At 62.6% G+C, this 13,620-nt stretch carries 14 protein-coding genes; 8 read left to right on the top strand and 6 right to left on the bottom strand.

What is annotated here, in order from left to right; all coding sequences use genetic code 11:
- Positions 1-14: 14 nt before the first annotated feature.
- The 5 genes from dnaG to H7E91_RS07990 form a co-directional block, all read right to left on the bottom strand.
- Positions 15-1,901: a DNA primase gene (dnaG, locus tag H7E91_RS07970; protein ID WP_338401769.1), complete on the bottom strand. Its 1,887-nt coding sequence runs from the start codon at positions 1,899-1,901 to the stop codon at positions 15-17.
- Positions 1,898-3,088, bottom strand: coding sequence for a deoxyguanosinetriphosphate triphosphohydrolase (locus H7E91_RS07975; protein WP_182354569.1), 1,191 nt, complete (start codon positions 3,086-3,088; stop codon positions 1,898-1,900). The genes dnaG and H7E91_RS07975 overlap by 4 nt, the downstream gene beginning before the upstream one ends.
- A 130-nt stretch (positions 3,089-3,218) precedes the next feature.
- Positions 3,219-4,376, bottom strand: coding sequence for a tRNA dihydrouridine synthase DusB (gene dusB, locus H7E91_RS07980; RefSeq protein WP_182354570.1), 1,158 nt, complete (start codon positions 4,374-4,376; stop codon positions 3,219-3,221).
- On the bottom strand, positions 4,369-5,496 hold the full coding sequence (locus H7E91_RS07985; RefSeq protein WP_182354571.1) for a YibE/F family protein: 1,128 nt from the start codon (positions 5,494-5,496) through the stop codon (positions 4,369-4,371). The genes dusB and H7E91_RS07985 overlap by 8 nt, the downstream gene beginning before the upstream one ends.
- A 5-nt stretch (positions 5,497-5,501) precedes the next feature.
- On the bottom strand, positions 5,502-6,887 hold the full coding sequence (locus H7E91_RS07990; protein WP_182354572.1) for a glycine--tRNA ligase: 1,386 nt from the start codon (positions 6,885-6,887) through the stop codon (positions 5,502-5,504).
- A gap of 103 nt (positions 6,888-6,990) precedes the next feature.
- On the opposite strand from H7E91_RS07990, the gene H7E91_RS07995 reads away from it, so the two are divergent.
- From H7E91_RS07995 to H7E91_RS08030, 8 genes are all read left to right on the top strand, one after another.
- Positions 6,991-7,983, top strand: a complete 993-nt coding sequence (locus H7E91_RS07995) for a metal ABC transporter substrate-binding protein (protein ID WP_182354573.1) — start codon at positions 6,991-6,993, stop codon at positions 7,981-7,983.
- Positions 7,980-8,741: a metal ABC transporter ATP-binding protein gene (locus tag H7E91_RS08000; protein WP_338401770.1), complete on the top strand. Its 762-nt coding sequence runs from the start codon at positions 7,980-7,982 to the stop codon at positions 8,739-8,741. The genes H7E91_RS07995 and H7E91_RS08000 overlap by 4 nt, the downstream gene beginning before the upstream one ends.
- Entirely contained in the window at positions 8,738-9,649 is a 912-nt protein-coding gene (locus H7E91_RS08005; RefSeq protein WP_338401771.1) for a metal ABC transporter permease, read from the top strand. The genes H7E91_RS08000 and H7E91_RS08005 overlap by 4 nt, the downstream gene beginning before the upstream one ends.
- On the top strand, positions 9,634-10,047 hold the full coding sequence (locus H7E91_RS08010) for a transcriptional repressor (RefSeq protein ID WP_182354575.1): 414 nt from the start codon (positions 9,634-9,636) through the stop codon (positions 10,045-10,047). Before H7E91_RS08005 ends, H7E91_RS08010 begins: the two co-directional genes overlap by 16 nt.
- Entirely contained in the window at positions 10,044-10,547 is a 504-nt protein-coding gene (locus H7E91_RS08015) for a DedA family protein (protein WP_182354576.1), read from the top strand. The genes H7E91_RS08010 and H7E91_RS08015 overlap by 4 nt, the downstream gene beginning before the upstream one ends.
- Positions 10,540-10,752 (top strand): RNA-binding S4 domain-containing protein, encoded by a 213-nt coding sequence (locus tag H7E91_RS08020; RefSeq protein ID WP_182354577.1) that lies wholly within the window; start codon positions 10,540-10,542, stop codon positions 10,750-10,752. Before H7E91_RS08015 ends, H7E91_RS08020 begins: the two co-directional genes overlap by 8 nt.
- Positions 10,753-10,852: 100 nt before the next feature.
- On the top strand, positions 10,853-11,773 hold the full coding sequence (locus H7E91_RS08025) for an ABC transporter ATP-binding protein (protein ID WP_182354578.1): 921 nt from the start codon (positions 10,853-10,855) through the stop codon (positions 11,771-11,773).
- Positions 11,770-12,528, top strand: coding sequence for an ABC transporter permease (locus H7E91_RS08030; protein ID WP_182354579.1), 759 nt, complete (start codon positions 11,770-11,772; stop codon positions 12,526-12,528). The genes H7E91_RS08025 and H7E91_RS08030 overlap by 4 nt, the downstream gene beginning before the upstream one ends.
- Positions 12,529-12,595: 67 nt before the next feature.
- Here the strand turns inward: H7E91_RS08030 and H7E91_RS08035 are convergent, their stop codons facing one another.
- Positions 12,596-13,558: a YeiH family protein gene (locus H7E91_RS08035; RefSeq protein ID WP_182354580.1), complete on the bottom strand. Its 963-nt coding sequence runs from the start codon at positions 13,556-13,558 to the stop codon at positions 12,596-12,598.
- Positions 13,559-13,620 lie beyond the last annotated feature (62 nt).

Genomic DNA, 13,620 nt, shown 5'->3' on the forward strand with positions numbered 1-13,620 from the left:
ACGGCCGGGGCGGCTCATGCCTCTTCGTAGGCGCGCTTCTGCTTCTCAAGCTGCATGAGTCTCGCGAAGAGAGCGGTCTGCTCTTCGGGGTCCGAGCGTTGAAGCCTGCCTTTGATCTCTCCGATCTGCCGGGTCACGCCAGCTCGGAGTAGAGAAAGGATGATCCCGCGTGCGTAGCTCCACATCCCCTCGGGGCTGGACTGCGGAATCGGCGCCACTGCGATTTGAGAGATCGCGACGGCAACTTCCGGTCCGGCCTGGGTCGTCACCTCGTCGATGAACCAGGCGTTCGCCCGTCCATGCGGATCATCGATACCGCGGGCAGCGAGTTCCTCCGCCTTGACCGAATAGGCAGCGACTCCACCAGCGGCGCGGATCGCATCGTGAATGGCGCGGTGAACGGGCACGACATACGTATCGGCCGGGAGGTCATCGACGCCGGCGGCGCCAGCGTAGTTCGGCATCTGGAGGATCACTTCAAGAGATTCTCGCTCTACCCGCTCAACCGGGTCGCGTAGCTGGTGCCGTGGCGCCAGCTGCGCGGGTGTGTGGCGGGCATGCCCCTGCGGCCCCCCGGCCCCCCGGACGTAGCTACGCACCGTGTCCTCGTCCATGCCGAGCCACCCGGCAAGCTGGCGGATGTACTCCCCGCGCAGAACCCTGTCACGGATGCCCGCAACCATGGGAGCAGCGGCCCGCAGGCCCGCGACTCTGCCTTCAGCGGTGCCGAGGCGAGCGCCCGTCAGGACGGAGCGGATCGCAAACGCGAAGAGCGGCTCGCGTGAGTCAATGAGCCGATGGAGCGCCTGATCGCCGCTCTCCAGCCATACGTCTGCAGGGTCCCGACCATCTTTCGCGACCGCAATGAAGGTCTGCGCCGCGAAGGCCTGATCCTCCTCGTAGGCACGCAGTGCGGCCTTCTGTCCAGCCACGTCACCGTCGAACGTAAAGATGATTTCGCCGCCAATCGCCTGGCCACTCGACAGCATGACACCAGCGGAGGGGGACGCGGAATCGCCGATGAGGCGACGGACGATCTTCGTATGCTCCGTGCCGAATGCGGTGCCGCACGTGGCCACGGCCGTCTTGACGCCAGCGATATGAGCGGCCATAACGTCGGTGTAACCCTCGACGATAACGATTCTCCGTTCGGCCGCGATATGTTTCTTCGCAAGATCGAGGCCGTAGAGCACCTTCGATTTTTGGTACAGCTGCGTTTCAGGTGTATTGAGGTACTTCGGCTGACCGTCACCGATGATGCGGGCGCCGAAGCCGATCGTTTCACCCGTGATCGAATGGATCGGCCACATAAGCCGCCCTCTGAACCGGTCGTACATGCCTCGCGTCCCAGACGAAAACAAACCGGTCGCTGCGAGCTCCTGCTCCGTGAAACCCTTCCCGCGCAAGTAGCGGAGCAATTCGTCCCATGAGTCTGGCGAATATCCGACCTCGAACGCGTCGATCGCCTCCTGGTCAAAGCCGCGGCGCGTGAGGACCTCGAGGGCACGCGAATTTTCGCTGAGCCTTTCACGATAGAAAATGACAGCTTGGGTATGAGCATCGACGAGCCTGGACCGAGTCACGCCCCTGTTTTCTCTGGGCCGAGCATCGTTTCTCAGTTCGACGCCGACCTTCCGTGCGAGAAACTGGACAGCTTCGATGAAGGGGATGTGTTCGATCCGCTCGACGAAGGAGAAGACATCGCCACCCTCACCGCAGCCGAAGCAGTGCCATCGACCGACGAGGGGGCGCACATGGAAGGACGGTGTCTTCTCGTCATGGAACGGGCAAAGCCCCTTCATCGAGCCCGCGCCCGCGTGCCTGAGTGAAACGTAATCGCCGACGATCTCCTCAATCCGGACGAGCTCGCGGACCTTGTCGATGTCCTCCCTCGGGATCACAGCGAACTCCTCAACATCCCGCACAGGCGAGCGTGCCACGCCATTGCCGACTGGTCGGTGAGCGCGGCGATCTGATCGATAATGCATCGCAACTTTGCGTCGCTATCCTCCGAACGAAGATACGGCTCAAAATACATCGTCTCCATCTCTGCGGGACGATCCCACAGAGCGTCGACGAGGTCGAAAAGCACTGACCGTTGGGACAGATAGGTGGGCTCGAGCTCCCGCGGCGCCATGACAAAAGTGACCGCTATGCCCTTGAGGAGCAGGATTTCATCCGCGATCTCCCGCGGCACGATGATGCCGCCGCGATATCGGACGGACGTCGGCGACGCCTCCGTCACCGCGGTGAGGAACCGTCCGATAAATTCCGACGTTAAGTCCTTGAGGTGTGCAAGATCTGCCTGTGAGCCGGTATACGTCTGCGGAAACAACGGGAGGAGACGGTCGAATGCGGCGCTTAAGCGGTCCGCGTCTCCCCCGTACCAGCCAACGGTTGCCTCGATGATCCGCTCGTGCTCGTCCGCGAGACGTTCGAGAACGACGTGGCCTCGGACGACCGCATCCTCAACATCGTGCACTGAGTAGCCGATGTCATCGGCGAGATCCATGATCTGCGATTCGGCGCAGAGACCATCGGCGCCGCGCCGAGCCCACTCGAACACATCCGAATCGTCCTCGTAATAGTTAAATTTCCGCTGTCCCGCCTCGACACCCCACGGATACTTGATCGTCGCATCAACCGCAGCTCGGGTGAGGTTGAGACCAGCGGGTCTGCCATCTGGGAAAAACCTCTTGGGCTCCAGCCGCGTGATGAGACGCAATGTCTGGGCATTACCTTCGAAACCGCCGATCGAGCGTGCCACCTCCGCGAGCGCGCGCTCACCGTTGTGACCGAATGGCGGGTGGCCGAGGTCATGGCAGAGACAGGCGGTCTCGACAAGGTCCTGGTCGGCGCCCACATACTTTGCCAGGGAACGGCCGATCTGGGCTACTTCGAGCGTGTGGGTGAGGCGAGTTCGAATGAAGTCGTTCGTGGCCGGGCCGAGCACTTGCGTCTTCGCACCGAGGCGGCGCAAACCCGAGGAGTGGAGGACTCGTGCTCGATCGCGCTCGAACGGTCCGCGAGCTTGGCTGTGGGCACCCTCTGGTGCCCACCGCTCGATATCGCTACTTCCGTACTCCACCCCTAGAGCTTACCCCGGCTACCTTCGGCGACAGAGGACTGACGGTCGGCGCACCGGCCGGCGGAGAACCGGGCCGTGGGTGCCGATGGGGACACCGTCATCCATCTGCTGGGCGTTCGAATAGGTTGGCTTATCCGCCGGAGATGTTGACCTCTGCAGCCTGAATTTTCAGTTGCTGCTCGGCGGAGAGCTGCCGGGAGTCGAGCCAGAATTCCGGCAGGTGCGGCCTCTTTTCTGTGCCAGCCCTGCCCCGAGGGCCGTCGGCTGCGTCGGGGTAGTCCTGATCTGGGATATCGGCGAGACGCTCGTCAAGCTCGGCGAGAGTGGTCACGAGGGCGAGGTCGCGGCGCCGTTCCCCACCAACGGAGAAGCCCCGCAGGTACCAGGTGATGTGCTTGCGCAACTCTCTCATGGCACGTAGTTCGTCCCCAAAGTGCTCGATCGAGTACTCCGCGTGGCGATGGATCGTCGCGGCGACGTCTCGGAAGGTAGGTCGCGCCCGGACAGTCGAGCCATGGGAATCGGCGACAAGATCGGTGAAGATCCACGGCCTACCCTGGCAGCCGCGGCCGACGACGATACCCGCACATCCGGTGTGCTCACGCATAGCCCGCGCATCATCCGCGCTGAAGAGGTCGCCGTTGCCGAGGACGGGAATGTCGAGGTCCTCAACGAGGGTAGCGATCGTGTCCCAGTCGGCGCGGCCCGCGTAGTGTTGCGTCATCGTTCGCCCGTGTAGCGACATGGCGGCAATCCCGGCATCCTGCGCGATCCGACCGGCGTCGCGGTAGGTCTCGTGGTAAGCGTCGATGCCAACCCGGGTCTTGACCGTGATGGGGATGCCACCAGAGTTAGCGACGGCGGCGCTGACGATCGATTCGAAAAGGTCGAGCTTCCAAGGGAGCGCCGCTCCCCCGCCGCGACGCGTCACCTTCGGCACCGGACATCCGAAATTCAGATCGATGTGATCTGCCCGATCCTCGTCCACGAGCATGTTGACAGCCGCTCCCACCGTCTTCGGCTCGACGCCATACAGCTGGATGGAGCGGATCGGATCGCCCGGGTCGGGTTCGATCATTCTCAGGGTCTCGGGATGGCGCTCGACGAGCGCGCGCGTTGTCACCATTTCACAGACGTAAAGGCCTGAGATCCCGTCGTAGCCTGCCTGGCGGGCACCCTGTTCACCCGCCTCTCGGCAGAGCCTGCGGAAGGGTGGGTTGGTCACGCCAGCCATGGGGGCTAGGACGACGTCGGTGACGGTCAGTGGACCGATGGTCAGTTCAGGCACGTGCGAGCCTCGCTGCGATTCCGGTGGTCAGTGGGATGGCGAGGACGAGACCGATGGACGCGACGAGGGTGCGCACGATCTCCTCTGCGATGTCGCCGGTCGACAGTGTATCGAGAAACGTCCTGTCGATAATAGCGGCCGCCATGAGGAGGGGCAGTGCGGTGCCCACGTAGGCGAAGGCAAGCGTGTAGATCGTTGAGGCGATGTGGTCCCGGCCGACTACCATTGCCTGTCGATAGAGCTGTGTGACAGTTGCTGTGGGATTCGCTGCTCTCAGCTCCCAGACGGTTGAGACCTGGGTGATCGTCACGTCGTTGAGCGCGCCTAGTCCGGCGAGGATCATCCCGCAGATGAGTATTTGGTCGAGCTGAATTCCGTACCCGGAGAGCGACAGTGCGGAGTCCGACAGGGTTCCTGTGAGATTCGTCCAGTCAGCGGCAGTGACCGCGAGGGTTGCGGTCACGAGGAGCCCTCCCGCCGTTCCAAGGATCGCAGTCGTCGTGCGGATGGAGATGCCGTGGGCGAGATAGATGGAGGCAAACATCATCGCTCCCGCCCCAACGATGACGACGAGGAATGGGCTCTCGCCTGCCAGCAGGGCGGGAAGCATGAAGAGGACGACGACGGCGAGGGAGATCGCGAGCCCCGCAACGGCAGCGAGACCCTTGCCGCGCGCCACGAGAGCGACAACGAGGATGTAGAGGCCAATGAGGAGCCAGAGTTCGACGTCGCGCTCGAAGTCCCAGAAGATGTAGGGCGTACCGGTGCCGACCGCGGCCGGGGTGAACATCGCCTCGATCCGGTCCCCCACGTCAAGACCGTTCGCGACGATTTCGGCAGGAACGTGCACGGGAACGTCGGTGCCCGACCCCGTGAGACTCATCCGTACCTCGGTCGCCCCGACCTCGTCGGTCTTGCCGATGTGGACGATCGTGCCGGTCTCGAGAGACACGGACTCCGCTGTGATAGGCACAGAACCCGCGGGGCTGTCACTCGGCCAGAGAACAATGAGCCCGAGGAGAGTCGCCAGTGCGAGCGGGATGACGATGGCGGCCTGCCACGCGGCAGCCCGCCTCGCCACACCCGGTCCGAGGGAGTCATCCCCGGGCCGGGTCCGCATGTGCACTAGCGGGGAATCCGCTCGTTCAGGTAGGTACCAACCTGCGACAGGTTGACGCGTTCCTGTGTCATCGTGTCGCGGTCGCGAATGGTGACGGCCCCGTCGTCGATCGAGTCGAAGTCGTACGTCACGCAGTATGGCGTGCCAATCTCGTCCTGGCGGCGGTAGCGGCGACCAACAGCCCCCGCATCGTCATACTCGATGTTGAAGGACTGGCGAAGCTCCTTCGCGAGCTCCTTCGCCGGTCCTGTGAGCTCGGGCTTGCGCGATAGTGGAAGCACCGCTGCCTTAACCGGGGCGAGACGTGGGTCGAGTCTGAGCACCGTGCGGGTGTCGACGCCACCCTTCGTGTTCGGGGCCTCGTCCTCCTCGTAGGCTTCGACGAGGAATGTCATGAGCGAGCGGGTGAGGCCCGCTGACGGCTCGATGACGTAGGGGGTGTAACGCTCCCCGGTCTGCTGGTCGAAGTACTCGAGCTTCTTGCCTGAGTGCTTCGTGTGGGTGCCCAGGTCGAAGTCGGTGCGATTAGCGACGCCCTCGAGTTCGCCCCAGTCCCCACCCTGGAACCCGAACTTGTACTCGATGTCGACTGTGCGCTTCGCGTAGTGCGACAGCTTCTCTTTCGGGTGCTCGTAGTGGCGGAGGTTTTCGCGGGAGATGCCAAGGTCGACGTACCAGTCGGTGCGGGCCTGGATCCAGTGCTCGTGCCACTCTTCATCCGTGCCGGGCTTGACAAAGAACTCGAGCTCCATCTGCTCAAATTCGCGCGTGCGGAAGATGAAGTTCCCGGGGGTGATCTCGTTGCGGAAGGACTTGCCAATCTGGGCGATGCCGAAAGGCGGCTTCTGCCGGGCCGAGGTCATGACGTTGTTGAAGTTGACGAAGATGCCCTGGGCGGTTTCCGGGCGGAGGTAGTGCAGACCTGACTCGTCCTCAACGGGCCCGAGGAATGTCTTGAGCATCATGTTAAAGTCGCGTGGCTCCGTCCACTGGCCACGGGTGCCACAGCTCGGACAGGGCAGGTCCTCAACCGGCACCGACTCGTAGTCCTCGATGCCCTTCTTGTGCGCGTACTCCTCCTGCATCTGATCAAGGCGGAAACGCTTGTGGCAGGACATGCATTCGGTCAGCGGATCGGAGAACGCAGCTAGGTGGCCCGAGGCAACCCAGACGTCTCGCGGCAGGATAATTGACGAGTCGAGACCCACGACGTCGTCGCGGCCCTGAACGATGCTGCGCCACCACTGACGCTTGATGTTCTCTTTCAGCTCGACGCCGAGCGGGCCGTAATCCCACGCCGAACGCGTACCGCCGTAGATCTCACCGGACGGGTAAACGAATCCGCGACGCTTGGCGAGGGAGATGACGCTGTCAAGTTTCGAAGTAGCCATGGGAACCTTTCTGTAACCCGTACCTGGATGGCACGGGGGCAACGTGTCAAGTATCCCCGAAGTTGCGCGGAAACCCATATCGGGCGTGACGAGGGCCGCGTTCATGAGATTGACAATCATTCTCACTCTGTCGAGAATGATTCTCATGAAGAGAATTCTCAGCGCCGCAACGCTCGGTGTCGTTGCACTTGTCATCTCCGGGTGTTCGGCCGATACCGAGGCGGAGACAGACGCGATCACGGTCATGACCTCGACCTACCCCCTCGAATATGTCGCCGAAGAAATCGGCGGGAACCACGTCTCAGCCAGGTCGCTGACGCCGGCAGGCTCAGACGATCACGCCCTGGAGCTCTCCCCACGCCAGGTAACCGATCTCGAGCGAGCAGACCTTGTCATCACGCTGTCCGGTTACCAGAACGCCATGGACGATGCTGTTGCCGCCACGAACCCCACGAGGGTGATCGACGCTGCCGATCATGTCGACCTCAGGGAGCGCGAGGAGCTGTCCGGACATTCAGAACTCCACGAGGACGAGGAGCACTCGGACGAAGAGGCAGCCGATGACGGCCATAGTCACCTGGGGCTCGACCCCCATTTCTGGCTTGACCCTGCCCGCATGGCGATGCTCGCACAGCCGGTCGCAGATGAGCTCGCCGACATCGACCCGGACAACGCGGACGAATTCCGAGCCAACGCTGAGGACTTCGTCGCGCGGATGGAGCAGCTGGACAGCGACTACAGGGAGGGACTCTCGCAATGTGAGAGCTCGACGTTCGTTGTCTCTCACGAGGCGTTCAGCTATCTTGCCTTCTCGTACGATCTCGACCAGCAGGCGATCGCTGGCATCGAAATCGACACGGAACCCTCACCGAAACGCGTCGCCGAGGTCACTGCGCTGGTGGAGGACGCCGGCGTCGATGTCATCTTCACAACGTCGCAGGCCGAGCGCGGCCTCGTTCAGGCCCTGGCCGAGGAGGCTGGCGTTCGAGTCGATGTGCTCGATGCTGCCGCAACTCAGGTCGACCCAGACCTCGACTACGATGACATCATGCGCAACAACCTCGCTAAGCTCCGAGCCGCTCTGGGTTGCCGGTGACGGCAGTACGACTCCGCAATGTCGGCGTTCGGATGGGATCGTCACAGATCCTGTCGGGAATCGATCTCGACATCGCGGAGGGCACGACCATGGCGATCCTCGGCCCGAACGGCTCAGGGAAGTCCTCCCTTGTCCGGGCCGTGCTCGGCATCTACCCTCACACCGGTTCGATCGAGCTTCTCGGGCAGACGCTACCTGGGCGTCACGTCGAGTGGGGAAAGATCGGCTACGCTCCCCAGCGCCCCACGTCGACCGCAGGCGTGCCAGCCACTGCCCTCGAGGTCGTCGCGTCCGGGTTGCTTTACGGCAGGTCACTCCGCTTCAAGAAGGGCCATAAAGACAGGGCTATGGCCGCGCTCGACAGTGTCGGCCTTGCCCACCGGGCAGGGGAATCCGTCCAAACCTTTTCGGGCGGCCAGCAACAGCGCGTCATGCTCGCGCGTGCGCTCGTGTCGAACCCGTCCCTTCTTTTTCTCGACGAACCGTTCTCCGGGGTCGATAAGGAATCGAGAGAAACACTGACCGCCACCCTGACGAAGAAGCACGATGAGGGCCTGACGATCGTTGTCGTCCTCCACGAGCTTCAGAACTTGCGTCCCCTCATCGATCACACGATCGTCATCGAGCACGGCAGAATTGTCCACCGCGGGGACGCTCCGCGCGTGGCTCCGGGACACGACGATCCCGATCATGATCACGAACACGAGCATACGGCTGAGTGGATGTCGTTCCGCACACCCGATATGGAGGGGCTGTGATGGATATTCTCGTTGAGATGTGGAGCAACGGTTTGCTACGCCGCGCCCTCATCGTCGCCGCAATCGTCGGCGTCTCCGCCCCCGTCATGGGCACCTACCTCGTCCAGCGCCGCCTCACCCTTCTCGGGGATGGTATCGGACATATGGCGCTGACCGGCGTTGCCGCCGGCTGGCTCGCCGCCGCTGCCGCTGGCGCATCGAATCGCGACGATTGGGCGGTTCCCGGAGCGGTCGTCGCCTCGATCCTCGGCGCTCTCATCATCGAATATCTGCGGGACCGGGGAAAGGCGTCCGGTGACGTCGCACTTGCGTTATTGTTCTACGGCGGAATCGCCGGTGGCGTCCTCCTCATTGGGATCGCGGGCGGCACGACAAATAACCTCAATGCCTACCTGTTCGGGTCGATTTCCACCGTCACCGTCATGGATCTGTGGCTCTCGTTCTTCTTGGCGATCATTGTCTTTATCGTCGGTCTCGGCCTTCGGCCAGCGCTCTTCGCGCTCTGCCACGATGAGGAGTTCGCGACCGCCTCGGGCCTGCCCGTGCGCGCACTGTCGGTCCTCATCTCCGTCACGGCAGCGCTGACCGTCGCGGTCGCTATGCGAGTCGTCGGTGTCCTCATGGTGTCCGCACTCATGGTCATCCCTGTTGCGACCGCACAGCTCGTGACGCGCTCCTTCGTCATGACGATGCGCCTCGCTATGCTCATCGGGGTTGTCGTCGCCGAGGCGGGCCTTATCATCACTTATGCCTATGACATCTCGCCGGGGGCCATGATCGTGACGATCGCGGTTGGTCTGTACGCGGTCCTATCGATCATCCGGCCACTCCTAGTAAGATCGCCACAGAGGGACCCCCATCCGACCATGGATGACGCGCTGAGAGGTGACGAGTGTCAAACGCAGTAACTCAGCCCTCCCGCAGGCCCACGAGGGCCCGCTCGATCATTCGCAACACACTCGATTCGACAGATAGGTTCATGTCCGCGCAGCGGCTACACGAGATGATCACGGAACAGGGTGAAGACGTCGGGCTCGCCACCGTTTACCGGACTCTGCAGATGTTTGCAGACGATGGCGACGTTGACTGCCTTCGCGACAGTGACGGCGAGATGCTCTACCGCAAGTGCGTGCGCGAAGCACACCACCACCACCTTATTTGCCGACGTTGCGGGATGACGAAAGAGCTTGCCGACATGACAATCGAACAGTGGGCCGACGGTGTGGCCGCGAAGCACGGCTTCTCCTCCGTGTCCCACACGTTCGAGGTGTACGGCGTATGCGCTGACTGCCAGGCTGTCGAATGACGGAGTTCTTTTCAACGGGGCCTTTCCTCCTCGTCTACGTCACTCTCCTCTTCATCGTGTTCTGCCGGGCGCAGGCGACATACTGGATCGGCTATTACGTCACGACACGACTGAAGACGAACGTGCCGGAGGACGGGTGGCGTCGGCGGTTCTACGACTGGTCGGAACAGGACTCGGTTACGGCCGGAATTGACACGATCCACCGGCGTGGCTGGATCATTATCCCGCTGTCGTTCCTCACTGTCGGCTTCCAGTCGATCATCCAGTTTGCTGCGGGCCTCATTAAATTCACCCCGATCCGCTACACGGCTGCCATGTTCCCTGGCTGCATGGCATGGGCTCTCATTTACTCCACCATCGGTTTTTCTGTGTGGGGCGCCGTCATTGCCGCCTTCGCCGGGTCGCCCTACGGAATCGCGCTCATCCTTCTCCTCGTCACCATCGTCGTGCTCGGCATTGGGTGGCGAAAGCGAGCGCGGGAAAGGCTCGTCAATGACTGACGTCAATGCCCGGCTACCCATTCGTCTCGGGCAGCTTCTCAAGCTTGCGGGTATGGTCGAATCCGGCGCACACGCTCGCGATCTCATCGAGTCGGGCGATGTCGAGGTCAACGGCGAGGTCTGCACCCAGCGTGGGAGGCAGCTGTCCGACGGTGACACCGTCTCTGTTCACGGCGAGACGATCACGGTCACACCCTCAGCTTGAGACCTTTGCCGCGCCACTCTGTCGACCAGGGCCTCCATCCGTAACACTCGGGTGGACGTTGGTCGGTTGACGAGACGTCGAAGCGGGAGATGATGTGCGTATGCGTCATGACCAGGCGGGCAGGTCCCCCGCGATCTGCATATCCGGCCTCACGAAACACTTCCGGCGCGGCGCTGTCCGCGCGGTAGACGGCATTGATGCCGTCATCGACCGTGGCGAGATTGTCGCCTTTCTCGGTCCGAACGGAGCCGGCAAGACGACAGCGCTCGACATGGTCCTCGGGCTTACGACCCCGACGTCAGGAACCATCACCGTCAACGGCTCCACTCCGCGCGAGGCGATCGCGACGGGCGAGATCAGTGCTGTCCTCCAGACTGGCGGGCTCCTCAACGACCTGAGGGTGGGCGAAGTCGTCGACTACATCGCCTCGACGTACCGCACCCCCACGCTTGGCCGGGAGGCCCTCGACCGGGCCGGCATCGCCCACCTTGCGGGACGCAAGGTTTCGCTCTGCTCCGGCGGTGAACAGCAACGCCTGAAGTTCGCGCTGTCGCTCTTGCCCAACCCGCACATCCTCGTGCTCGACGAACCGACGGCGGGGATGGACGTGGCAGCACGGCGGTCGTTTTGGGCGACGATGCAAGCCGAGGCCCGAGAGGGACGTACGATCATTTTCGCCACCCACTATCTTGAGGAGGCGCAGGCTTTCGCTGAGCGGGTCATCCTCATCGCGCACGGCCGAGTCATCGCCGACGGCCCCATGGAGAAAATCCGCACCTATACCGACATTCGTGTCCTCACCGCGCGTGTTGCGGACGAACGCGCGGTGCACGATGTTCTTCAGCGGTTCTCCGCAGATCTGTCCTACACCCTTGACGACGGCATCCTCATCGCACGGGATAGGGACACAGACGGGCTCGCCCGCGCCCTGCTTGCTATCAACGGGGTGAGCGCGCTCGAGATCGCCGCGCCCTCGCTCGAGGACGCATTCGTCGACATGACCAAGGACAGGCCGCTGTGAACGCCACCATGTACCGCATCGAGTTCGCTCGGATTTTGCGTGACTATTCTTCTCTGTTCTTCATCGTTGCACTACCCGCTTTTATGTACATCATTTTCGGCACGACCCTGACGTCGGCGGAGGCTCGCGTGGGCAACGGCAACGTTGCCATGTCGACAATGATCGGGCTCAGTGCATATGGCGCCGCAACCGCAACCGCATCGGTCTCGAGCATGGCTGCCGTGGAGAAAATCCAGGGCTGGGGTCGGCAGCTCGCTCTCACCCCGATGAAGCAGGGGACCTACGTGGCCGTTAAGACCGCGCTCGCCATGACGGTCGCAACTATTCCGATTTCCCTCATCTACCTCGTTGGCTTCCTTCTCGATTCGGAGGCGCCGGGTCGGACGTGGCTCGTGTCGGGCCTCCTGCTCGCGGCCGGGTCGATGATCTTCGCCCTGTATGGGCTCGCCTTTGGCCTCTATTTCTCCTCGGAGGCTGCGTCGTCCATCTCCGGCGGCATCATCGTCATCCTCGCCTTCCTCGGCAACGTGTTCATTCCCCTCTCCGGGACATTGCTGACGTTCGCGAAGCTCACCCCGATGTACGGGTACGTCTCTCTCGCGCGCTACCCGCTACTTGAGGGAACCGGATACGGCCCGAGCGGAGATCCGGTGGCGGAGCCCCTGTGGCAGGCGCTCCTCAACGTCAGCGCCTGGACCGTCATCTTCGCCGGCGTCTGCATCTACCTTGTCAAACGAGGCCGCCAGCGGTTCTAACAGCCGGACAGTTGAGGCCGTACAGCCCGCGCCAATTCCTCTGAAACGTATTTGGGCCCACATCACGCTACCCCAGCGCGATCATCCCTACGCTCGCGACCGCGGCAACAAGAAGTGTTGACAGGCCGCCGAGTAGGACGGGCCTGTAGCCGACCTGCTTGAATGCGGAGAACGTGATTCCGAGCCCGAGCGCAAACATGGCCGCAGCGAGGCAGATGGTCTGCGCGATCGAGATCGCGCTCAGTAGCGTAGCGGGAAGGTCGACAAACGTTGTCGCGATGGAGGCTCCTATGAAGCCAGCGACGAACGCGGGAATTGGCGATCCGTGAGTGGCGGTGCCCCTACCTCGTTCGAGGAGGTTGAGGACGGCGATGACGGGGGCGAGCATGAGAACCCGGGCGAGTTTGACGATGACGGCAACAGTGAGCACTCCCCCGCCCATAATCCCGCCGACGGCGACAACCTGGGCAACTTCGTGGATGGAGGCGCCGGTCATAAGCCCGTTGAGCCGGTCATCGAAGCCAAACAGCCCGAGCACGAGAGGGACGATGCCGATCATGAGTGTGCCGTAGATGACAACAAGCCCAATCGCGGTGGCGACGTCAGAATCCTTCCGCTTAATCGTCGACTCGACACCCGCCACTGCGGCAGCGCCACAGATCGAGAAGCCAGCTCCAATGAGCACCGACTGCGAGCGGCTCACTCCAATCCTCGTGCCGATGGCAATCGTGCCGAACAACCCAATAAACACCGTGAGGATGACGGTGAGGACAACGCCCCACCCGAGATTTGTGATGTCATGTAGTGAAATCGAGAACCCGAGAAGAACGATGCCTACTCGGAGCACGTGTTTCGCAGCGACGGCTCTGCCCGGTTCGAGGGACTCCGGGACCTTGACGACATTGGCGACGATGATGCCAGCGAGGATCGCGACGAGGAGGGCGCTTAATCCAGGGACGAGTCGGTTAAGTAGGAGGCTGGAGATGCCAGCGGCTAGGCAGGCGGTCAATCCGGGTCGAACCCGTGTCATATTATCGAAGCTTTCACGTTAAGAGTGCCACGTGGCAGTGCGGGAGGATGGTGCGGTTTGGA

Origin of the sequence: Flaviflexus huanghaiensis (genome assembly GCF_014118685.1) — a bacterium.
In the GTDB taxonomy this organism is placed as follows: Bacteria; Actinomycetota; Actinomycetes; order Actinomycetales; family Actinomycetaceae; genus Flaviflexus; species Flaviflexus huanghaiensis.